Origin of the sequence: Luteimonas aestuarii (assembly GCF_004357985.1) — a bacterium.
Taxonomy (GTDB): Bacteria; Pseudomonadota; Gammaproteobacteria; order Xanthomonadales; family Xanthomonadaceae; genus Luteimonas; species Luteimonas aestuarii.
The window spans coordinates 35,659-56,572 of sequence record NZ_SMTF01000002.1; the positions used below are offsets into that span (position 1 = coordinate 35,659).

Below are 20,914 nucleotides of genomic sequence, written 5' to 3' on the forward strand. Positions count from 1 at the left end.
AACGACAACGATGGGGGTTGGAATGGCTGAGGGCAGGATCCAGAAGGTCGTGATCGCAGGCGGCGGTACCGCCGGCTGGGTCGCGGCGTGCGCGCTGGCGCACCAGTTCCGCGACCTGATCCAGATCACCCTGGTCGAGTCGGAGCAGATCGGCACGGTCGGCGTGGGCGAATCGACGATCCCCACCATCCGCACCTTCCATCGGCTGCTGCAGATCGACGAGCGTGAGTTCCTGCGCGCGGTCGCCGGTACGTTCAAGCTGTCGATCTCGTTCGAGAACTGGAAGCGCGAGGGCGACCGCTACATCCATCCCTTCGGCCTGACGGGGTTGGGCACGTGGTCGTGCGAGTTCCATCATTTCTGGCTGGAGAGCCTGCGTCGCGGGATGCACTCGGAGCTGGGCGACTTCTGCCTGGAGACGCTGGCGTCGCGCGAGGACAAGTTTGCATTGACCGAAGCGCAGACCGGCGGTGGCGCGCAGTGGTCGACGCGCTGGACCGGGCAGTCGCTGGTGCCGGAGAACCCCGAGGTCAGCTACGCCTACCACTTCGATGCCGCGCTGTATGCCGCGTTCATGCGCCGCAAGTCGGAAGGCTTCGGCCTGCGGCGCGTGGAGGGCAAGATCCGCGAGGTGCGGCAGCATCCGGAGACCGGGTTCGTCACCGCACTGGTGATGGAAGACGGGCGCGAAGTGGAGGGCGACCTGTTCATCGATTGCACCGGCTTCCGCGGCCTGCTGATCGAGCAGACGCTCAAGACCGGTTACGAAGACTGGAACCAGTGGCTGCCGTGCGACCGCGCGGTGGCGCTGCAGACCGAGTCCGTCGGCCCGCCGGTGCCGTACACGCGCGCGATCGCGCACCAGGCCGGCTGGCGCTGGCACATCCCGCTCCAGCACCGCGTCGGCTGCGGGCTGATCTTCACCAACCGATTCATGTCCGACGACGAGGCCGCCGCCAAGCTGGCGCGCGACGCCGGCGCGCCGGCCATCCGCGACCCCTGGCTGGTGCCGTTCCGTACCGGCCGCCGGCTCAAGGCCTGGAACAAGAACGTGGTGTCGCTGGGACTCGCCAGCGGCTTCATCGAGCCGCTGGAATCGACCAGCATCCACCTTGCGTTGAGCTCGGTCGCGCGGCTGCTGCACCTGTTCCCTGCCGATGGCATCCAGCCGGCGATGGTGGAGCGCTACAACGACGTCAGTCGTGCGGAGATGGAGCACGTGCGCGACTTCATCATCCTCCACTACCACCTCAACCAGCGCAGCGAACCGCTGTGGCGCGAATGCCGCGAGATGTCGCTGCCGCACAGTCTGGCCGAGCGCATCGCGCAGTTCCGCGAGCGTGCGCACGCCTGGCAGGGCGATGACGAACTGTTCCGCCTCGATTCCTGGACCCACTGCATGCTCGGCCAGGGCGTGGTGCCGTCGCAGCACCATCCGGTGACGCGGGCGATCAAGGACCAGGACCTGCGCCAGCTGTTCGAGGTGATCCGCCGTCCACTCACGCGCACGGTGGCCGCCATGCCGTCGCAGCAGGCATTCATCGACCGCTACTGCAAGGCCGACCCGGGCGTGTGGGACCTGCGCAACCGCTCGACGGTGGGCTGAGCGCAGGTGCTGCTGGAACCGCATCCGCAGTTGTGCGTGCAGCGCCTGTCCGTCGGCGAAGAAGGTGCGCCCGTGGTGGTCATCGACCAGCTGGTGCGCGAGCCGGAGCGCCTGCTGCGCAAGGCGGGTCGCCTGCGGTTCACGCCGCAGGGCGCGATGTTCCCGGGGGTGCGTGCGCGCGCGCCGCTGTCGTATGAAGTGTTCGTCGAGGGCGTGCTGCGCCCGCTGCTGGACGAGGTGTTCGGGCTGCCGCGCGACGCGCGGCTGGCCTTCCCGATGTGCCACTACTCGCTGGTCACGCAGGCGCCGGAGCGCTTGGCCTTCCTGCAGCGCATCCCGCACATCGACTCCACCACCGCGCTGGGCCTGGCGACCGTCCACTACCTGTTCCGCGCCGCATGGGGCGGCACCGCGTTCTATCGCCACCGCGGCACCGGCTACGAGACCGTGGACGAAGCCCGCCGCGACGGCTACTACGCCGCACTTGAGCACGAAGCTAAGGGCGAGCACGCGCCGGCAACTGGCTACATCGACGGCGACACCGAGCTGTTCGAACGCATCGCCAGCATCGATGGCGTGTTCAACCGCATGATCGTCTACCGCCGCAATGCCCTGCATTCGGGCAACATCGACAGCCGCCGCGTCCCGCCGGCCGACCTGCAGGCCGGGCGCCTGTCGATCAACAGTTTCATCGATGTGAAACCCTGATCCCGTCGCCCCCGCCGCTGCGCCCGGGTGCAGCCCCTGCGACGCCCGCGGGTAGAATGGGCGCATGGATGTTTCCCACCTGCTCGACGGGCTGAATGCAGCCCAGCGCGAGGCCGTGTCCGCGCCCGATGGCCACTATCTCGTCCTCGCCGGTGCCGGCAGCGGCAAGACCCGCGTGCTCACCCATCGCATCGCCTGGCTGAACGAGGTGGTCGGGGTGCCGGTGCACGGCATCTTCGCGGTCACCTTCACCAACAAGGCCGCGGCCGAGATGCGCCATCGCGTCGATGCGCAGCTGCGCCACGGTTCGCGCGGCCTGTGGATCGGCACCTTCCACGGCCTGGCGCATCGCCTGCTGCGCCTGCACTGGCAGGACGCGAGGCTGCCGGAAGGTTTCCAGATCCTCGACAGCGACGACCAGCTGCGCCTGGTCAAGCGGGTGGTGCAACAACTGGAGTTCGACGAGGCGAGGTTCCCGCCCAAGCAGGTCATGTGGTGGATCAACGCGCAGAAGGACGAAGGGCGTCGCCCGCAGCACATCCAGGCCAGCGGCGACGAGTGGTCGGAGGTGATGCTCAAGAGCTACGTGCTGTACCAGGAGCGCTGCGACCGTGCCGGGCTGGTGGACTTCGCCGAAATCCTGCTGCGCGCGCACGAGCTGCTGCGCGACACGCCGGCGCTGCTGGCGCACTACCGCCAGCGCTTCGGCCACCTGCTGGTGGACGAGTTCCAGGATACCAACAGCATCCAGTACGCCTTCGTGCGCGTGCTGGCCGGTGACAGTGGCAAGGTGTTCGTGGTCGGCGACGACGACCAGGCCATCTATGGCTGGCGCGGCGCCAAGGTGGAGAACGTGCAGAAGTTCCTGCGCGACTTCCCCGGCGCGCAGACCATCCGGCTGGAACAGAACTACCGGTCCTCCGCCAACATCCTGGGCGCGGCCAACGCGGTCATCGCGCACAACCCGGACCGCCTCGGCAAGCAGCTGTGGACCGACAGCGGCGAGGGTGAGCCGGTCGACCTGTACGCCGCGTACAACGAGATCGACGAAGCGCGCTTCGTGATCGAGCGCATCGCGCAGTGGGTGCGCGATGGCGGCAGCCATGGCGACTGCGCCATCCTCTACCGCAGCAACGCGCAGTCGCGCGCGTTCGAGGAACACCTGCTGGCCGAGCAGGTGCCGTACCGCGTGTACGGCGGCATGCGCTTCTTCGAGCGTGCGGAAGTGAAGGACACCCTGGCCTACCTGCGGCTGGTGGCCAACCGCGCCGACGACGCGGCGTTCGAGCGCGCCGTCAACACGCCGACGCGCGGCATCGGCGACCGCACGCTGGACGAGGTGCGGCGCATGGCGCGCACTGCCGGCGTGTCGCTGTGGGAGGCCTCGCTGCGCGTGCAGCAGGGCGGTGCGCTGCAGGCACGGGCGCGCAATGCGCTGGCCGGTTTCCATGCGCTGCTCGACGGCATTGCGTCGGAAGTGGCGGAGCTGCCGCTCAAGGACAAGATCGACCACGTGCTGCTGCGCTCGGGCCTGCGCGTGCATTACACCAACGAATCCAAGGGCGCGGCCGACTCGCGCGTCGACAACCTCGACGAGCTGGTGTCGGTGGCCTCGCGCTTCGTCAAGGGCGACGATGACGATGCCGCGCAGCTGTCCGAACTGGTGGCCTTCCTCGCCTACGCCGCGTTGGAAGCCGGCGAGGGCCAGGCACAGGTGGGCGAGGACGGCGTGCAGCTGATGACCCTGCACAGCGCCAAGGGCCTGGAGTTTCCGCTGGTGTTCCTGGCCGGCATGGAGGAGGGGCTGTTCCCCAACGCGCGCTCCATCGAGGAAAGTGGGCGGCTGGAGGAAGAGCGACGCCTGGCCTACGTGGGCATCACCCGCGCGCGGCAGAAGCTGGTGCTGTGCTACGCCGAGTCGCGCCGCCTGCACGGGCAGGACATGTACGGCGTGCCCTCGCGCTTCCTGCGCGAGATCCCGGCCGACCTGCTGCACGAAGTGCGGCCGCGGGTGCAGGTCTCGCGTCCCGCGTTCGCGCCGCAGCCGCGCCGCGACTGGGGCCACGCGTCGCTGGACCAGTCACCGGGGCTGAAGCTCGGCCAGAACGTAGTGCACGCCAAGTTCGGCGCCGGCGTGGTCACCGACCTGGAAGGCGGCGGCGCGCATGCGCGGGTGCAGGTGAACTTCGACGAAGCCGGCAGCAAGTGGCTGGTGATGGCCTACGCGAACCTGCAGCCGGCGTAGCGCGCGCGATACGCTGAACATGGGGGTGCGGACCGCGCCCTTCGGTTCGGCACGGTCAAACCCCGTAGCGCTCCTCCAGGTCACTCAATCATCGCCGACGACCCGCAGCATGGGACGTTGCCGGCCGAGCGCATCGGCGTGGATGCGGACGATCGGGCCCGGATCCGGGTCGCCGATGGTGTTGCGGCTCATCACGAAGATGCCGTGTTCGTCGCAGAACCGCATCATCCACACGATGTCTTCCACGCCGGAGGGCAACAGCATGGCCGCGATCAGGTGCCGCGCGGGCTGGTCCATGTCGTCGACGGCGCGGATCTGTGCGGCCACGTCCACTACCAGCTTGCCCTTCAGCAGTGGCAAGGGTGCGCGCCCGGCGCTGGGCGCGGATTCCACGATCCAGCCGCGGACGATCACGTCGAACCCGGTGATCGGGATCGCGGGTGAGGGCAGCAGGTGGGGGAGGTCCTTCATCGCGGCAGCGTCCATGCGCGTTCCTGGGCGTCACTCACGTCGTTGCGCAAGCAGTTCAAGCGAGCGGCGGGGATTGATCAGGTTGCGCCGCCCGTCGTCGCTGCGTTCGGCGCCGTCGAGGATCAGTTGCACCACCTCGGCGACGCTCAACGTTGGAACGAGCGCGAAGAGTTTCGCGGCGAGGTTTGTGACCTGGGGTGCGGCGAGCGACGTGCCATGCCAGTGCATCCGTCGTCCGCCCGGTACCGGGCCGTCCACCTCGTAGCCGTTCGCGTGCACGCGAACCAGCCGGCCGTGGCTGGTGAAGCCGGTCTCGTCGCCAGCCTGGTCCACGGCGCCGGCGGTCAGCACGTTGGGCAGGTCGATCCCGGCGGGGATGGCCTGGATGAAATCGACGTCCTCGTCGCTGTTGCCGGCAGCGGGCACGAACAGGATGTCCGGCGCGCTGCGGATCGCTTCGGTCAACGCCTCCGAGACAATGACAAACAGGGCGATGGCTTCGGCCCTGCGCTGCTCCGGCGTGCCGCCGAGGCCATGCGCTTCCAGGCTGCGTTCGATATCGAGTGGCGACCAGATCCAGCTGAGGTTAACCACGCGTACGCCTTGCGATTTCAGGTAGTCCACGATTTCACGATACATGCGCGCATTGGCTTCGACCCGCTCGCGGGTGAATGGCGGCGGCGGGAATTCGCTGGGGAAGGTGTCGCGTGCCACCAGTAGGCGCGCGGCGGGATTGCCCTGAAGCGCGACACCGGCAACGTGCGTGCCATGCACGTAGTTGAAGTACAGCATCGTGCCTTCCATGAACGGTCCGATGTCGTCTGGCGAAAGGCCGGCGACATGCGCACGGAAGGCATCGGCTTCGGGACTGTCGATCTGGTACTGGCTGTCCAGCGAGCCTTTCAGGTGCTGGTAAAGCATGTCCTCGCTCTCCCGCTGTTCAGGCGACAATGGCAGCAGCAGGCCGGATTCGCGGTTGCTGTGGATGTCGAAGGCGATGCCGTGCATTTCGTCCAGACGACCTTCGGCCCGCGCCGCGGCATCGACATGTAGCTGTCCGGGGAACAGGCTGGTGTCGACCCCGGAATCCCAGATGCCAACGATCACCGGCGACAGGTCTTCGCGCCCGTACAGCGAGATGTCGCGGTCCAGCCAGATGTTGGGTTTGCGCACATGGTTGGCGGCGATGTATGCGTCCAGTGCAGCGAGCTGCGCGGCGGCATGGGGCACCATGAAGTCCAGCGCGACCTTGAAGTTGGCGAGTTGCGCGAAGAGTTCACGGCTGAGCGCGCCCGATGCCTGCTGCACTGGGTCGATCCGACTGGCGACGATACCGGCGATGATGTTGGCGTTAAGCACGTCTATGCCATTGCGCATCTCGCGGATGTCGTTGCGCACGACGCCCCATGGCATGGGTTCGAGTGCTTCGGCCATGTGCTTGCGGATCGCCTCGTCGCGCAGGGACGCGTCGCTGCCGCGCTCGATGGCATCGGCGTAGGCGGCATGGCGAAGGCCGGTGATCCACTGCTCGGACGGCTTGGTCTGCAGCGCGCGCAGGCGCGCGTTGTAGTCGCGTGCTGCGCTGGCGTCGCCACGCAGCAGGGCGAGGTCGCGCAGGGTGGCGTAGAGGGTGCCTTGCGCGGCTGCGTCCTGGATGTCGTGCGTCGCCAGGGTCTGCTCGATGTCGGCACTCACGCGCCGGGCGAGCTCATGGAACGCCTCTTCGTCGCTGAGCAGTTCCGAAGGCTTCCGGTCAAGCGGGAAGCTGCTTGACGGAAGTTCGGCCTGGGTGCGGACCACCACGCGTGGCGCGGCATCGGCGTCTCCGGGCGGGGCGGCCAAGCCTTTCGACCCCATCATCCCGGCCACAGCAAGGACGAGCATCAGGCACATGCGGATCATGGCGCGGCTCCCGCGGTTCCGTTGCCGGTGTCGACGCGCGTCACCTCCAGCACGAATGCCGCGATGTCCGCCGCCCAGTCCTTGTTCGCATCGGCGGTCGAGCCGATGCCGTGGCCGCTGGCGTAGTCGAGGCGGTAGATCACCGGCTTCGCCGATGCCGCCTGCATGCGGGCGACGAACTTGTTCGACTCCCAGACGTCCACGCGGGGATCGTTCACGCCGTGGATGACCAGCCAGGGGGGTATGCACGGCCGTCCTCGATGCGCTGGTAGACGGACATGCCGCGTGCGGCGGCCGCGCCCTCGGGTGTGCGGATATCACCGAACTCGGCATAGTGGTTCGGGCCATTCTGGCTGGCCGACAGCATGCGAAGCACGTCGGTTACGCCGACGTCGTTGACCGCCCCGGCGAACAGGTCGGGACGTTCGTGCACGGCGTTGCCGATCAGGATGCCGCCGGCGCTCACCCCCATGCCCACGAGCTGCGCGGGGACGGTGATGCCCTGCGCCACCAGGGCCTCGGCGCAGGCGATGAAATCCTTCCAGGTGTTGGGCTTCCGTGCCAGATGGCCCGCCTTGCGCCACGCATCGCCATGCTCGCCACCGCCGCGCACGTGGCAGGTGGCATGGGCGATGCCTTGGGCGATCGCCGCGAACCGCAGCGGGTTGAACAGGGGATCCTCGGAGATCCCGTATGCGCCATAGCCGTACAGCAGCACACGCTGCTCACCGGGTGGCTTGAGATTGCCGAAATGCACCAGTGACAAAGGTACCTGCGTGCCGTCGTGGCTGGTTGCCACAAGGTCACGGCTTTGCAGGGGCGACAGATCCAAGCCTTGCGCCGTCGGCTTCAGGTGGGTCGGGACCACGCTGCCATCGGCCTGCACCAGGAAGTCCTGCGACGGCGCGGTCCAGGACTCGAGCAGCACGAACCTGCCGGCCAGCACCGGGTCCATGGGCGAAATGTAGGGATTGCCGCTGCGCGGGAACCGGATCGTGGTCTCGCCCCTGCCGTCGAAGCCGATGCGCTTGAGGTCGATGTACACGCCATCGCGCTCGCGGAAGTACAGGCCATCGGTGGACACCGCCAGGCTTTCGATGGGCCTGTCGCCGGCTGGCCGCAGCACTTGACGCGCGCCTGTCGCCAGGTCGTATTCGACGATCTCTCCGTTGGGCGAGCGGGTGGAAATGGCGTGCAGCTTGCCGTCGAGCGGTTGTCCGCCCCACTGGTTGAGGTCGCCGGTCCCGAAGATGCGCCGCCATCCCGCGTCCGGATCGCCCAGCTGCGACGCTGGCAGTACCCAGGCCGAGTAGTGGTTTTCGGTGCCCGACGCCATGGCCACGGCGAAAGGCTCGCCGGCGCGACGCATCACCGCGACCACATGCTCCGGGGGCAGGCCTTCGGGAGGGTGACGGCTGCGCGTGCCGAACACGTGCAGGTCCTGTTCGATGGGATTGCCCACGCGATGCAGGAAGACCTGCGAGTCCTTCCAGGCCTCGGTCGGCGGCGCGTCCGGCGCGGCCGGGTTGAACCGGCCCAGCAGCATGCGGTCCTCGTCCAGCCAGGTGATCCAGCCCAGCCAACTACGGGGCAGGGGGCCGTCCAACTGTTCGCCGTTGTCGACGTCCAGCACGTAGAAATCCGACATTTCCGAGCCATTGGCGCCGGCCGCCACCGCCACCCGCCTGCCGCTGGGCGAGGGGACATACCAGCTGATCGCATGGGTCTGCCCTGGCGTGTCGAGCCGGGAGGGATCGAACACCAGGCGCGGCGTACCGCGCAGGCCGTCACGGACGTACAGCTTCTGCGTGGGTTCGCCTGCCTCGCGCCGCCGATAGAACATCCTAGTCGCGGTCGCGGGCCGGATATCGCTGCTGCTGAAGGCGAGCATCGCGTCCGCATCGTCCAGCGCGGCGCGGATGCGCGCCCGCCCGGGCATCCCGTCCAGCACGCGCCGTGCATGGTCGGCCTGGGCCTTCATCCACGCCTGCGTGTCCGGGTCGTCCAGCTGTTCGAGGTTCCGGTAAGGGTCCACCACCTCGAAGCCGGGGTAGGTGTCGGTGGCGGGCACCGATTTCGCCTTCGGTGGCGTCTCCGCAGCGACCGGCGTGCTGCACACGGCCAGCAGGCTGGCGTTGATCAGGGTAAAGACGAGGGCAGCCATGCGCTGCGTGGCGGCTTGACTGGCCGTGGAACGAATGGCATCGGGGGATGCGCGCATCAGGTGCTCCTTGCGATGTAGGGCGGGGGGTTCACAGGCCTTGCTTGCACGGATGCGCAACGGTGGCGACGGGCACGGCGGCCGGTGGCCTGCTGGCACTGCCGTGGACGTTGTAGGAGACTGCGGATGGAGTCCGCTACTCCCAGACAGGAGTGTCGAGATGCTCGATGCCGGTGCGGTCACGCAGGCCATTGGCCGTATTTACGAAACGATGCTCGACGACCGCGCCGAGAGCGCCTGGCTCGACGCGGTCCGCGATTGCGTGGGGGCCGAGCATGCCGTGCTGTCTGACACCACCGGGCCCACGCTGGCGATGCACATCAGCCGGGTGGACGATGGCATGTTGCCGCTCGCGCAGCGGCTGTCCGCCACCACCATGTACGATCCCGCGCTGGCCAGCATGCCGGTGCGGGCCGCGCGCCGCATGTCGGATTTCTCCCCGATCCGGGAGCTGATGCGGACCGATCTGTACGAAGATCTGTTGCGGCCGCTGCATGGCGGCCATGCGCTCGCGTTCACGTGGCGGACCGGGGCGGGCCGTGCGGCGATCGCCATCTGTCGCGATGCCACGCGCAATCACGACTATGGCGATGATGAAGTCGCTGCCATGCAACCGCTGCTGCAGCATCTGCACAATGCCTTCCAGTTGCGCATGACCTTCCTTGCGCAGCAGGCGGTGATGCACCGGGCCCATGCCGCGCTCGATGCGATCCAGGATGGCGTTGCCATCGTCGGTGTCGACGGGCGCGTTCGCTACGTGAATCCCGCCGCGCGCGCGATGCTGCTCGATGGCGGTGCGCTACAGCTCGATCGCGGCGCGCTCCGTGCAGCGCGTTCCGAGGACGAACACAGGCTGTTCGCGTTGGTGCGCAGCACGGTGGCGTTGCGTGCAGGCATGTCATCGGCGTTCGCGCAGCACGCGGATGACTCCGCGACCGGCGGTGGCATCCCGATCGCGCTGCGGCGCGATCCGCCCCGACGTCCATTGCTGGCCACGGTGGCACCGGCCGTTTCCACGATGGGCCTGCACGGAGTCCCGGCATTCGCCGATGCCGCAATGCTGGTGCTGCGCGATCCGGACCAGAAGCGCGCACCGGCGATCGGCGTACTGCTGGAGATGTTCCGCCTCACCCGGCGCGAGGCCCAGCTCGCACTGGCGCTGCAGGCCGGCGAGGCGCTGTCGGTGGCCGCGGCACGCCTCGGGATCACCGAAGGCACCGCGCGGCAGTACCTGAAGAGCGTGTTCGCCAAGACCGGCGTCGAGCGCCAGTCCGAGCTGGCGGTGCTGCTGCGCAACCTCGCCTGAAACACTGCGTGCCGGGCATCGCCCGTGGTCGTGATGCATCATGCGGCCCACGCCCTGCGGGGCATCGCCACGAGGACAGCACGATGCAACTGGGCATGATCGGTCTGGGGCGCATGGGCGCGAACATGGCGCTGCGGCTGTCGCGTGGCGGCCACGACGTGGTGGGTTTCGATCCCGTGCCCGCGGCACGCACCGGCGCGGAGGGCGAGGGGCTGGCGACGGTCGCCTCGCTGGAAGCGCTGGCCGAACGTGTCGACGCGCCGCGCGTGCTGTGGATGATGGTGCCGGCCGGCGCAATCGTCGACGCCACGATCGCGTCGCTGCAGCCGCTGCTGTCGCCGGGCGACGTACTGGTCGATGGCGGCAATTCGTTCTACCAGGACAGCCAGCGACGTGCGGCCGCGCTGGACGACGCGGGCATCGCCTATCTCGACGTGGGCACCAGCGGCGGTGTGTGGGGACTGGCCGAAGGCTACAGCCTGATGATCGGTGGCCACGAGGACGCGGCGCGCCGGCTGTCGCCAGTGTTCGCCACGTTGGCGCCTGCAGCGGACAGGGGCTGGGCACGCGTCGGCCCCAGCGGTGCCGGCCATTACGCGAAGATGATCCACAACGGCATCGAGTACGGAATGATGCAGGCCTACGCCGAGGGGTTCGCGATCCTCGAGCGCCGCCAGGACCTCATCGCCGACCTGCCGCAACTGGCCGAACTCTGGCGCCACGGCAGCGTGGTGCGCTCGTGGCTGCTCGATCTCACCGCGGGCGCGCTCGCCGGCAATCCGCAGCTCGACGGCATCGCGCCGTATGTGCCTGATTCCGGCGAGGGGCGCTGGACGGTGGCCGAGGCGATTGCGCTCGACGTGGCCGCACCGGTGATCACGCAATCGCTGATCGAGCGCCTGCGTTCACGGGACGACAATGCCTTCGCCGACAAACTGTTGTCGGCGATGCGCAACGCCTTCGGCGGCCATGCGGTCAAGCGCGACTGACCGCCGCGATGCGACGCAGGGGTTGCGCAGGATCAATGCGCAGGCGCCCCGCATCCGTTGAGATGGGCGTCGTTCCCACTGCGTGGAGGTGCGCCGTGTACAAGCACATCCTGATTGCGACCGATGGTTCCGAACTCGCCGGCAAGGGCGTGGACGCAGGCCTTGCCCTGGCCCAGGCGCTGGCTGCGAAGGTCATCCTGGTCACCGCATCCGAACCGTGGCCGGTGGCGATGCCCGGCGATCCCGTCGCGATGGCGACCTCGGCGGAATTGCAGGACCGGCATCGCAAGGCGATGCGCGCGGAAGCCGATGTCCTGCTGGGCAATGTGCGGGCGCGCGCTTCGTCGGCCGGCGTCATGCTGGACGCTGTCTTCGTGCCGGAGCGCGCACCCGCCGACGCCATCCTCGAGGTGGCTGCCGAACGCGGCGCCGACCTGATCGTGATGGCGTCCCACGGCCGCACGGGTTTGCGCAAGCTGCTGCTCGGTAGCCAGGCGCAGGCGGTGCTGGGGCGCAGCACGCTGCCGGTGCTGGTGGTGCGCTGATCAGTCCAGTGGCATTGCGCGCCCTTCGCGCGCACTGGTGGCGCCAAGCTCGAGGATCCGCATCACGGCCAGTGCTTCCGTGGCCGTGACCGGCGGCGGTGCGTGTCCCAGTAGCGCATCGCGCATCCGGGCATAGAACGCGCGGTAGTCGCCGGCGATGGTCTCGACCCGGCTGGCGTGCGCGACACCGTCATCGACGTGCGTCAGCGTGCCCGGCGCGGGGTCGACGCCCCAGCCGGGAGCGCCCGGCACGATGCCCTGCCTGAGCATCGCTTCCTGCGTGTCCAGGCCGTGCTTGACGAAGCTTCCGCGGGTGCCGTGCGCGACGAAGCGCGGTCCGGGCGCGGCGACCAGCGCACCCGCGTGCAGCACCACGCGCAGCCGCGGATAGCGCAGCACGACATGGAACCAGTCATCGACCACGGCGCCATCGCGCTGCATCGCGATATCCGCCTGCACGGCCTCCGGCGTGCCGAACAGCTGCAGTGACTGGTCGACCAGGTGCGGGCCCAGGTCGAACCACAGGCCGGCGCCTGCACCGGCACGTTCGCGCCAGCGATCGGGCACCTGCGGACGGAAACGGTCGAAATGCGAATGCAGTTCCACCACCTCGCCCAGCGTGCCGTCTTCGACCAGCTTGCGCAGGGTCAGGAAGTCGCCGTCCCAGCGCCGGTTGTGGAACACGCTGGCGATGCGGCCATTGCGTGTGGCGGCATCCACGACCTGTCGTGCTTCCGCCAGCGTGGTGGTGAACGGCTTGTCGACCACGACGTGGCGGCCGGCCTGCAGCGCGGCGAGTGCCAGGCGCGCATGCACGGCATTGGGCGCGGCGATGACGACCAGGTCGATGGCATCGTCATCGAACGCGGACCGTGGATCGGCCGCCACGCGCACCTCGGGGATATCCGCGTGGACCTTGGTGGCATCGCCCGACACCACCGTATGCAGGTGCAGGCCGTGGGTGTGGGCGATCAGCGGTGCGTGGAAGACCTTGCCGACATAGCCATAGCCGACCAGCGCGACGTTCAGCGGTGCAGTCGCGCGCAAGCGTTACCAGCCGAACAGCTTGAAGTAGGTCTGTGGCGGGTTGTCGCCTTCGCGGCTGGAGACGACGCGACCGTCGCGGACGTACAGGTGGTAGCCCGGGCCGCGTGACGGCTGCACGTGGACCACCTGGACCTGTCCGGCCACGCGGTATTCGGTGATCACGTCGCCGTTGGCTTCGGTGCGGACGTTCTCCACCGCGCCTTCGGGAATCTCGAAGGGCAGGGCGGTGTCGGGACCGGTGGCGCAGGCCGCAAGGGCGAGCAGCGAGGGCAGCAGCAGGAGGTGCAGGTGGCGCATGGGGGCTCCCCGGCAGGCATGGACCTGCATTATGCGCCGCGGGCCGTGGCGGCGGGGTGAGATGGCGCGGGCGTGTGCGCCCGCGTGGACGCCTGCCGGCCGCGTCCTGCAGCGTAGAATCGGGGCATGCCAAGACTCGTCCTGATCGATGGTTCCTCGTACCTGTTCCGCGCGTTCCACGCGCTGCCGCCGCTGACCAATGCGGAGGGCGAGCCGACCGGCGCGTTGTTCGGCGTGGTCAACATGCTGCGCGCGACCATCAAGGAGCAGCCCGACTACCTCGCCTTCGTGGTCGACGCCAGTGGCCCGACCTTCCGCGATGAACTGTATCCGCAGTACAAGGCCAACCGCCCCCCGATGCCGGACGAGTTGCGCGCACAGGTCGAGCCGATGATGCAGCTGGTCGAGGCATTGGGCCTGCCGATCCTGCGCGTGGCCGGCGTCGAGGCCGACGACGTGATCGGCACGCTGGCGCTGCAGGGCGCTGCCGACGGCATCGACGTGACCATCTCCACCGGCGACAAGGATTTCGCGCAGCTGGTGCGTCCGCGCGTCGAGCTGGTGAACACCATGACCGGCAGCCGCATGGACAGCGACCAGGCGGTGATCGACAAGTTCGGCGTGCGCCCCGGCCAGATCGTCGACATGCTGGCGCTGATGGGCGACAGCGTGGACAACATCCCCGGCGTGCCCAAGTGCGGGCCGAAGACCGCGGCGAAGTGGCTGGCCGAGTACGACACGCTCGACGGCGTGATCGCCAATGCCGACGCCATCAAGGGCAAGATCGGCGAGAGCCTGCGCGAGGCGTTGCCGCAGCTGCCGTTGAGCCGGCAACTGGCCACCATCAAGACCGACGTGGCGCTGGACGTGGCCGCGCAAGGGCTGGCGCTGCGCGAACGCGACGTGGAGGCATTGCGCAGGCTGTACGCGCGCTATGGCTTCAACCAGGCGCTGAAGGAACTCGACGGTGGCGCTAGCGCCGATGCGCCGGAGAAGGCGCCGGGCAAGGCACGTGGCAACGCCCGCTACACGGCACCTGCCGGTGGCGACGAGGCGCGTCCCGCCGCCGAGTTGTCCGCGCCGGGCGAATACGAAGCGATCCTCACCCAAGGGCGCTTGGACGCATGGCTGGCGATGCTGCAGGCCGCCGATGCATTCGCCTTCGATACCGAGACCGACGCGCTCGATCCGATGCGCGCCAACCTCGTCGGCATCAGTGTCGCGGTCGAGCCCGGCCAAGCCGCCTACATCCCGCTGGCGCACGATTATCCCGGCGCACCCGCACAACTGTCGCGCGATGCCGTGCTGGCGGCGCTCAAGCCGACCCTCGAGGATGCCGGAAAGCGCAAGGTCGGCCAGCACGGCAAGTACGACCTGCACGTGCTGCGGCGCCACGGCATCAAGGTGCGCGGCTATGCCGACGACACCATGCTCGAAAGCTTCGTGCTCAATTCCAGCCAGCGCCACGACATGGATTCGCTGTCGCAGCGCCTGCTGGGTTACGAGACGATCAAGTACGCCGATGTCGCCGGCAAGGGTGCGAAACAGATCCTGTTCTCCCAGGTGGCCATCGACGACGCCACCCGTTATGCCGCCGAGGATGCCGACATCACCCTGCGGCTGCACCGCGCGCAGGCGCCGAAGCTGGCGGCCGTGCCGGCGCTCGAACGCGTATACCGCGGGATCGAGATGCCGCTGGTACCGGTGCTCGAGCGCATCGAGGCCAATGGCGTGAAGATCGATGCCGAAGAACTGCGCCGCCAGACCGCCGACCTGTCGCGTCGCATGCTGGCCGCACAGCAGAAGGCGACCGAACTGGCCGGGCGCACCTTCAACCTCGATTCGCCCAAGCAGCTGCAGGCGCTGCTGTTCGACGAGCTGAAGCTGCCGGCGCAGGTGAAGACGCCCAAGGGCCAGCCCAGCACCAACGAAGAGGCGCTGGACGCCATCGCCGACCAGCACGAACTGCCGCGCGTGATCCTGGAGTACCGCGGCCTGGCCAAGTTGCGCAGCACCTACACCGAGAAGCTGCCGGAGATGATCAATCCGGACACCGGGCGCGTGCACACCAGCTACCACCAGGCCGGTGCCGCGACCGGCCGCCTGGCGTCGAGCGATCCCAACCTGCAGAACATCCCGATCCGCACCGAGGACGGCCGCCGCATCCGCAAGGCCTTCGTCGCACCGCAAGGGCGCAAGCTGGTGGCCTGCGACTATTCGCAGATCGAACTGCGGATCATGGCGCACCTTTCGGAGGATTCGGGTCTGCTGGATGCCTTCGCTTCCGGCGCCGACGTGCACCGCGCCACCGCCGCCGAAGTCTTCGGCCGCGAGCTGGACGAGGTGACCGCGAACGAGCGCCGCGCCGCCAAGGCGATCAACTTCGGCCTGATGTACGGCATGAGTGCGTTCGGGCTGGCGCGCAACCTCGGCATCGGCCGCGGCGAGGCGCAGGACTACATCGCCACCTACTTCTCGCGTTACCCCGGCGTGCGCGACTACATGGAGCGCACCCGCCAGCAGGCGCGCGACCAGGGCTTTGTTGAAACCGTGTTCGGCCGCCGGCTGTACCTCGAATACATCCAGCGCGGCACCCAGGGCCAGCGCGCCGGCGCCGAGCGCGCCGCGATCAACGCGCCCATGCAGGGCACCGCCGCCGACATCATCAAGCGGGCGATGGTCGACATCGACCAGTGGCTGGCCGGGCAGGGCGGTCGTGCGTTGATGATCCTGCAGGTCCACGACGAACTGGTGTTCGAGGTCGAGGACGGATTCGTCGACACCCTGCTGGCCGAAGTGCCTGCGCGAATGGCGGCAGCCGCGGAACTGCGCGTTCCACTGGTGGTCGATTCAGGGACAGGGACGGATTGGGACCAGGCGCATTGAGGCGGCGCGGTCTCCGGCGGAGGTCGGAATGGGCGCGCCGGCCGGTGAAATCGATTGTCCGGACGCGCGATCAATGAGTTACATCGCGGGTTGCTGAACGCATGTGACCTTCGGCATATTCAGCCAGGCAGGCGCGGGTTTTCAGCACGGCGCTGAGCGGGTAAACGTTGCCTGAATTCTTACGGAAACCCAGCGGGATCTTCACGAACTATCAATGCCCCGGATGGTCATATGACTCGCGACAGATGCAAGGTCTGTCGCCGATCTCTCCCATCCCCTGGAGTGATCCCCGGAACGAGGCTTCTCCCCGAGCCCTCGTTCCCCGAGCCCCGCCGGCCCCCCCTGCCTGCGGGGCTTTTTTTCGCCTGTACGCCTGCGGCCCCTGCCGCGGGGCGTAACGTGTGCGCAGTCCAAACGAGGAGCGCGTGCCGTGTCCGATCCGTTCGAAGGCATGTTCGAGCTGGCGATGCCGTGGTGGGTCTTCGTGCTGCGGGCCTGCGTGGTGTATTTCGTGTTGCTGGGCATGATCCGGCTGTCGGGCAAGCGCTCGATGGGCCAGTTCACGCCGTTCGACATCCTGCTGGTCGTGCTGCTGGGCAACGCCGTGCAGAACGCGCTGCTGGGCGAGGACACCTCGGTCGGCGGCGGCATGCTGCTGGCGGCGACCCTGATTGCGCTGAACTGGACCGTCGGACTCACCACGGCGCGGCTCCCGCGCATGGAGCGCTTGATCGAAGGCGCGCCGGTGCTGCTGGCCCGCGACGGCGCCGTCTATCGCGAGGTGCTGCGCCGCGAACTGATCAGCAAGGAAGACTTCGAGAAGGCGATGCGACAGGAAGGCTGCCTTGAGATCGAGGACATCCGCCTCGCCGTGCTCGAGAACAACGGGCACATCACGGTGGTGAAGCGGAGTGGATAGCGGCGCCTCGTTGCCGGACCGCTTGCCGGGAGGGCGTGCCGAGCATCTGGGCCGCCGCGGCTTGCGCGTCGCGAGTGGTCGCATCAACGCCTGGACCCGGAATGGCGAGGGTCAGGGGAGTGGCCCGATGCGGGAGAGCACCGATGGCTTTCCGCGGAACGCACTTAGCACCGCATCGATCCCGAGGAAGCCAACCCCCGCCGCTGCAACCAAAGGCCCGGCCGTGCGTTCCGACACCGCGAGGATCGCGATGGCCAGCGCGACGAACAGCAGGCCGAACGCGCCGGTGACGATGCGGTGGACCTTCGGGCGTGTCATGCGCGCTGGCCACCCGCCTCGTCCAACCAGTCCCGCGGCCGCAGGTACTCCATCAGCCGCGCTTCGTCGCTGCCGGCTTCCGGCGTGAAGCCGTATTCCCAGCGCACCAGCGGCGGCAGGCTCATCAGGATCGATTCGGCGCGGCCGCCGCTTTGCAGGCCGAACAGCGTGCCGCGGTCGTAGACCAGGTTGAACTCGACGTAGCGGCCGCGACGGTAGAGCTGGAACTGCCGCTCGCGCTCGCCGTGCGGCGTGGCCTTGCGACGCTCGACGATCGGCAGGTACGCGTCGAGGAAGCCGTCGCCCACGGCGCGCAGGTAGGCGAAGTCGGTAGCGAAGTCGTCGTGCAGGTCGTCGAAGAACAGACCGCCGACACCGCGGGTTTCATTGCGGTGCTTGAGGAAGAAGTAGTCGTCGCACCAGCGCTTGTGCGCGTCGTAGCGCGCCTGCCCGCCGAATGGTTCGCACAGGTCGCGTGCGGTGCGATGCCAGTGCCGCACGTCTTCGTCGAAGGGATAGAACGGGGTCAGGTCGAAGCCGCCGCCGAACCACCACGCCACCGTCTCGCCATCGCGCTCGGCGCGGAAGTGGCGCACGTTGGCATGCGTGGTGGGCAGGTAGGGATTGCGCGGGTGGAACACCAGAGACACGCCGACCGCGCGCCAGGACGCGCCCGCCAGTTCCGGACGGGCCGCCGTTGCGGAGGGGGGCAGGGCGCTGCCGGACACATCGGAGAAGCCGATGCCCGCCTGCTCGAATACCCCGCCATCGCGCAACACGCGCGTGCGGCCACCGCCGCGCAGGTGCGTGGACGCATCGGACGGATCGCGCTGCCAGGCATCCTCGGTGAAGCGCGCGCTGCCATCGGCGCTTTCGATGGCAGTGCAGATCCGGTCCTGCAGGCCGGTGAGGTAGTCGCGGACGGTGTCGAAATCGGTCATGCGGACATTGTAGGCCCGGCGACGCGGGGCGCCTTGATCGCGATCAAGCTGCCCCGGTGGTGTCAGGGCTTCAACGTCCGCTCGAACAGCTCGTGGATGCGACGGTACTGGTCGTACCACGCTTCCGGGTGCTGGTAGGCGTGGCGCTCCATCGGGTAGCTGGCCAATTCCCAGTTGTGCTTGCGCAGTTCGATCAGCCGCTGCGCCAGCATCACCGAGTCCTTGTAGAACACGTTGTCGTCGATCATGCCGTGGGCGATCAGCAGGTGGTCCTGCAGGCCGTCGGCGTATTCGATCGGCGACGACTTGCGGTAGGCCTCGGGGTCGATGTCGGGCGTGTTGAGGATGTTCGACGTGTAGGCGTGGTTGTACTGCGTCCAGTCGGTCACCGGGCGCAGCGCGGCGCCGGCCTTGAACTTGCCGGGCTCGCGGAACAGCGCCATGAAGGTCATGAAGCCGCCGTAGCTGCCGCCGTAGATGCCCACGCGCTCGCGGTCGCCCTGGCGCTGCTCGACCAGCCAGTCGATGCCGTCGAGGTAATCCTCCAGCTCCGGATGGCCCATCTGCCGGTAGATGGCGGTGCGCCAGTCGCGGCCCAGGCCGGCGGACGCGCGGAAGTCGAGGTCGAGCACGATGTAGCCCTGCTGCACCAGCAGGTTGTGGAACATCTGCTCGCGGAAGTACTGCGGCCAGCGCTCGTGCACGTTCTGCAGGTAGCCGGCGCCGTGCACGAACAGCACGATCGGATACTGCCTGCCGGGTTCGAGCGTGGACGGGCCGTAGTACTTGCCCGGCACGGTGCCGGCACCATGCTTCGACGGCACCTGCACGTATTCGGGTTGCAGCCATTCGTGGGCACGGTATTCGGCGGTGCGGGTATCAGTGAGCGTGCGCATGCCGCTGCCGTCGCTTCCGATCACTGCCAGCTGCGGCGGCACGTAGCTGGACGAATGCCTCAGCAGTAGCTGGCGCCCATCCGGCGACAGCGCGAAGCCGTCGACGCCGTCGAGGTCCGTGATCTCGCGCACGTCACCGCCCGCCGCCGGCACTTCGCAGACTTCGTAATCGCCCGCCCAGGCGCGGTTGCAGGTGAACAGGAACCGCGCCCCATCCGGCGACAGCATCGGCTGCGACACTTCCCAGCGCCCGGAGGTCAGTGCGCGCGGGCTGCCGCGTTCGCCGGCCAGGTACAGGTGGGCGTGGCCCGACTGCTCCGACAGGAACCACAGCGTGCGGTTGTCGGGCATCCAGTCGAACTCGTTGAAGTTCCAGTTGATCCACGCCGGGTCGGTCAGGCGGTGGCGCACGCGCAGCGCGGCCTGCGACGGGTCCAGCGTCACCAGCCAGCGGTCCTTGTTGTCCAGCGAATGCAGCATCAGCGCGGCGGCGTGGCCGTCGCTACTCCAGCGCATCGCATCCTCCAGCCGCACCGCGCGCACGCCCTTCAGCGCGTCCTTGCCGGCGGCGCGGCGCAGGCTGGCCAGCGGATCGTCGCTGATGCCGGGCAGGGCATCGAGCCTGATCTCGCGCGGCTTGCCGTCGCCGCGCATGTCCACCACCCAGAACGCCTGCGCGCGCGGCAGGTTGCGGCCCACCCGGGTGCGCACGTCCTCGAATTCCTCGTAGCCCGATGCGGTGATGTACATCGGCATCTTGCCGGCCTGGCCGCGGTCTTCCGATTTCCGCTCGGTCGCCACCAGCAGCCAGCGGCCGTCCGGCGACAGCGCGCTTGCGGCGATGTCCACATCCTTGCCCACGTAGACCGGCGACGGCGCGCGCGAAGGATCGCCGTGGCGCCATTGCAGGTCCTGCTGGCGCGCGGCATCGCGGCGGTCGCGCTCGCGGCGCAGGGTCTCGAACAGTTCGAACTGGTAATCGCGCAATGCATCGGCCGGGGGCGCCTTGGCCGGGTCGTCCTCGGCCTTCACCGACGCGGCCTGCGCCACGCCGCCCTGTGCCGTCCAGCGGTACCAGTCGTGGCCCGAGCGCCAGACCAGCGCGCCATCGCTGCCCCACTGCAGCGCGGCCTTGCTGTCGCTGCCGCGGGTCAGCTGGGTGAGCGTGCCGTTGCGCAGGTCGCGCACGTACACGTCGCCATTGCGGATGAAGGCCATGCGCGTGGCCTGCGCGTCGAACAGCGGCTGCGCGGCGTCGAGGTCGGCACGCGCGGCACCGTCCAGGCGCCGGGGCGTGGCCTCGCCCTGCAGCGGCAGCGCGTAGGTGTCGCGGATGGTGCTGTCATCGCGCTTGAGCGTGTAGTACGCGGTATTGCCATCCCACGACCACCATGCCTGTTCCACCGGGGCGCCGATCCAGTCCGGGTCGGCCATGATCCGCTCCATCGTCAGCGGTTGCGAAGGCTGGGCGGACAGCAAGCCGGGGGCGAGAAGCAGCAGGAACGAAAGGGATCGGATCATGGTGGCCGTGCGTGGAAAAGGACCGGGGCAGGGTACCAGCCCCGTCCGCGACGGGGCTGGGCCGCAGGTCATGGCCTGGTGGTCCGCTGGCCCTCG

18 protein-coding genes are annotated in these 20,914 nt (G+C 68.5%); 8 read left to right on the forward strand and 10 right to left on the reverse strand.

Annotated features, from left to right (window positions below; all coding sequences use genetic code 11):
- The first annotated feature begins 22 nt into the window (after positions 1 to 22).
- The 3 genes from E2F46_RS02645 to uvrD all read left to right on the forward strand — a co-directional run bounded on the left by E2F46_RS02645 (position 23) and on the right by uvrD (position 4,559).
- Positions 23 to 1,606 (forward strand): tryptophan halogenase family protein, encoded by a 1,584-nt coding sequence (locus tag E2F46_RS02645; protein WP_133320630.1) that lies wholly within the window; start codon positions 23 to 25, stop codon positions 1,604 to 1,606.
- Positions 1,607 to 1,612: 6 nt separating this feature from the next.
- Positions 1,613 to 2,314, forward strand: coding sequence for a DUF6445 family protein (locus tag E2F46_RS02650; RefSeq protein WP_133320631.1), 702 nt, complete (start codon positions 1,613 to 1,615; stop codon positions 2,312 to 2,314).
- 64 nt (positions 2,315 to 2,378) lie between these two features.
- Entirely contained in the window at positions 2,379 to 4,559 is a 2,181-nt protein-coding gene (gene uvrD / locus E2F46_RS02655) for a DNA helicase II (RefSeq protein WP_133320632.1), read from the forward strand.
- 84 nt (positions 4,560 to 4,643) lie between these two features.
- Here the strand turns inward: uvrD and E2F46_RS02660 are convergent, their stop codons facing one another.
- The 4 genes from E2F46_RS02660 to E2F46_RS02675 are packed head-to-tail and all read right to left on the reverse strand — an operon-like array spanning position 4,644 to position 9,153.
- Positions 4,644 to 5,030 (reverse strand): hypothetical protein, encoded by a 387-nt coding sequence (locus tag E2F46_RS02660; protein WP_133320633.1) that lies wholly within the window; start codon positions 5,028 to 5,030, stop codon positions 4,644 to 4,646.
- 30 nt (positions 5,031 to 5,060) lie between these two features.
- Positions 5,061 to 6,932 (reverse strand): S8 family serine peptidase, encoded by a 1,872-nt coding sequence (locus E2F46_RS02665; protein ID WP_133320634.1) that lies wholly within the window; start codon positions 6,930 to 6,932, stop codon positions 5,061 to 5,063.
- The gene (locus E2F46_RS17775) at positions 6,929 to 7,150 is read right to left on the reverse strand and encodes a prolyl oligopeptidase family serine peptidase (RefSeq protein WP_165967328.1); all 222 of its coding nucleotides are present in this window, start codon (positions 7,148 to 7,150) and stop codon (positions 6,929 to 6,931) included. The genes E2F46_RS02665 and E2F46_RS17775 overlap by 4 nt, the downstream gene beginning before the upstream one ends.
- Positions 7,147 to 9,153: a prolyl oligopeptidase family serine peptidase gene (locus tag E2F46_RS02675; RefSeq protein WP_165967329.1), complete on the reverse strand. Its 2,007-nt coding sequence runs from the start codon at positions 9,151 to 9,153 to the stop codon at positions 7,147 to 7,149. The genes E2F46_RS17775 and E2F46_RS02675 overlap by 4 nt, the downstream gene beginning before the upstream one ends.
- A gap of 160 nt (positions 9,154 to 9,313) precedes the next feature.
- Between E2F46_RS02675 and E2F46_RS02680 the strand changes: the two genes are divergently transcribed.
- The 3 genes from E2F46_RS02680 (at position 9,314) to E2F46_RS02690 (ending at position 11,993) form a co-directional block, all read left to right on the forward strand.
- Entirely contained in the window at positions 9,314 to 10,459 is a 1,146-nt protein-coding gene (locus E2F46_RS02680) for a PAS domain-containing protein (protein WP_165967330.1), read from the forward strand.
- 83 nt (positions 10,460 to 10,542) lie between these two features.
- Entirely contained in the window at positions 10,543 to 11,448 is a 906-nt protein-coding gene (gene gnd, locus E2F46_RS02685; RefSeq protein ID WP_133320638.1) for a phosphogluconate dehydrogenase (NAD(+)-dependent, decarboxylating), read from the forward strand.
- A gap of 95 nt (positions 11,449 to 11,543) precedes the next feature.
- Positions 11,544 to 11,993: a universal stress protein gene (locus E2F46_RS02690; protein WP_133320639.1), complete on the forward strand. Its 450-nt coding sequence runs from the start codon at positions 11,544 to 11,546 to the stop codon at positions 11,991 to 11,993.
- Here the strand turns inward: E2F46_RS02690 and E2F46_RS02695 are convergent, their stop codons facing one another.
- Both E2F46_RS02695 and E2F46_RS02700 read right to left on the reverse strand, forming a co-directional pair.
- The gene (locus E2F46_RS02695; protein WP_133320640.1) at positions 11,994 to 13,040 is read right to left on the reverse strand and encodes an oxidoreductase; all 1,047 of its coding nucleotides are present in this window, start codon (positions 13,038 to 13,040) and stop codon (positions 11,994 to 11,996) included. It lies immediately after the preceding gene.
- A 3-nt stretch (positions 13,041 to 13,043) separates the two neighbouring features.
- Positions 13,044 to 13,337 carry a DUF2782 domain-containing protein gene (locus tag E2F46_RS02700; RefSeq protein ID WP_243720280.1) on the reverse strand — a complete coding sequence of 98 codons (294 nt, stop codon included), beginning with the start codon at positions 13,335 to 13,337 and terminating at the stop codon, positions 13,044 to 13,046.
- A 126-nt stretch (positions 13,338 to 13,463) separates the two neighbouring features.
- Here E2F46_RS02700 and polA point away from each other — a divergent pair, with 126 nt between their 5' ends.
- The gene (gene polA / locus E2F46_RS02705; protein WP_133320642.1) at positions 13,464 to 16,223 is read left to right on the forward strand and encodes a DNA polymerase I; all 2,760 of its coding nucleotides are present in this window, start codon (positions 13,464 to 13,466) and stop codon (positions 16,221 to 16,223) included.
- A 70-nt stretch (positions 16,224 to 16,293) separates the two neighbouring features.
- Here polA and E2F46_RS17780 read toward each other — a convergent pair whose 3' ends face one another.
- Complete coding sequence (locus tag E2F46_RS17780) at positions 16,294 to 16,428, reverse strand: hypothetical protein (protein ID WP_279512676.1); 135 nt, start codon at positions 16,426 to 16,428, stop codon at positions 16,294 to 16,296.
- A gap of 246 nt (positions 16,429 to 16,674) precedes the next feature.
- Here E2F46_RS17780 and E2F46_RS02710 point away from each other — a divergent pair, with 246 nt between their 5' ends.
- Positions 16,675 to 17,142 (forward strand): DUF421 domain-containing protein, encoded by a 468-nt coding sequence (locus tag E2F46_RS02710; RefSeq protein ID WP_133320946.1) that lies wholly within the window; start codon positions 16,675 to 16,677, stop codon positions 17,140 to 17,142.
- A gap of 111 nt (positions 17,143 to 17,253) precedes the next feature.
- Here E2F46_RS02710 and E2F46_RS02715 read toward each other — a convergent pair whose 3' ends face one another.
- The 3 genes from E2F46_RS02715 to E2F46_RS02725 all read right to left on the reverse strand — a co-directional run bounded on the left by E2F46_RS02715 (position 17,254) and on the right by E2F46_RS02725 (position 20,818).
- The gene (locus tag E2F46_RS02715) at positions 17,254 to 17,460 is read right to left on the reverse strand and encodes a hypothetical protein (RefSeq protein ID WP_133320643.1); all 207 of its coding nucleotides are present in this window, start codon (positions 17,458 to 17,460) and stop codon (positions 17,254 to 17,256) included.
- Positions 17,457 to 18,401: an oxygen-dependent coproporphyrinogen oxidase gene (gene hemF / locus E2F46_RS02720; RefSeq protein WP_133320644.1), complete on the reverse strand. Its 945-nt coding sequence runs from the start codon at positions 18,399 to 18,401 to the stop codon at positions 17,457 to 17,459. Before hemF ends, E2F46_RS02715 begins: the two co-directional genes overlap by 4 nt.
- 62 nt (positions 18,402 to 18,463) lie before the next feature.
- Positions 18,464 to 20,818, reverse strand: a complete 2,355-nt coding sequence (locus tag E2F46_RS02725; protein WP_133320645.1) for a S9 family peptidase — start codon at positions 20,816 to 20,818, stop codon at positions 18,464 to 18,466.
- Between the last annotated feature and the right edge of the window lie 96 nt (positions 20,819 to 20,914).

Excerpts from the sequence above, each read along its gene's own strand:
- E2F46_RS02710 (WP_133320946.1), top strand. The coding sequence starts at position 16,675 with ATGTTCGAGCTGGCGATGCCGTGGTGGGTCTTCGTGCTGCGGGCCTGC.
- E2F46_RS02715 (WP_133320643.1), bottom strand. The coding sequence starts at position 17,460 with ATGACACGCCCGAAGGTCCACCGCATCGTCACCGGCGCGTTCGGCCTG.
- polA (WP_133320642.1), top strand. The coding sequence starts at position 13,464 with ATGCCAAGACTCGTCCTGATCGATGGTTCCTCGTACCTGTTCCGCGCG.
- E2F46_RS02680 (WP_165967330.1), top strand. The coding sequence starts at position 9,314 with ATGCTCGATGCCGGTGCGGTCACGCAGGCCATTGGCCGTATTTACGAA.
- uvrD (WP_133320632.1), top strand. The coding sequence starts at position 2,379 with ATGGATGTTTCCCACCTGCTCGACGGGCTGAATGCAGCCCAGCGCGAG.
- hemF (WP_133320644.1), bottom strand. The coding sequence starts at position 18,401 with ATGACCGATTTCGACACCGTCCGCGACTACCTCACCGGCCTGCAGGAC.
- E2F46_RS02665 (WP_133320634.1), bottom strand. The coding sequence starts at position 6,932 with ATGATCCGCATGTGCCTGATGCTCGTCCTTGCTGTGGCCGGGATGATG.
- E2F46_RS02700 (WP_243720280.1), bottom strand. The coding sequence starts at position 13,337 with ATGCGCCACCTGCACCTCCTGCTGCTGCCCTCGCTGCTCGCCCTTGCG.
- E2F46_RS02725 (WP_133320645.1), bottom strand. The coding sequence starts at position 20,818 with ATGATCCGATCCCTTTCGTTCCTGCTGCTTCTCGCCCCCGGCTTGCTG.
- E2F46_RS02675 (WP_165967329.1), bottom strand. The coding sequence starts at position 9,153 with ATGCGCGCATCCCCCGATGCCATTCGTTCCACGGCCAGTCAAGCCGCC.
- E2F46_RS02660 (WP_133320633.1), bottom strand. The coding sequence starts at position 5,030 with ATGAAGGACCTCCCCCACCTGCTGCCCTCACCCGCGATCCCGATCACC.
- gnd (WP_133320638.1), top strand. The coding sequence starts at position 10,543 with ATGCAACTGGGCATGATCGGTCTGGGGCGCATGGGCGCGAACATGGCG.
- E2F46_RS02645 (WP_133320630.1), top strand. The coding sequence starts at position 23 with ATGGCTGAGGGCAGGATCCAGAAGGTCGTGATCGCAGGCGGCGGTACC.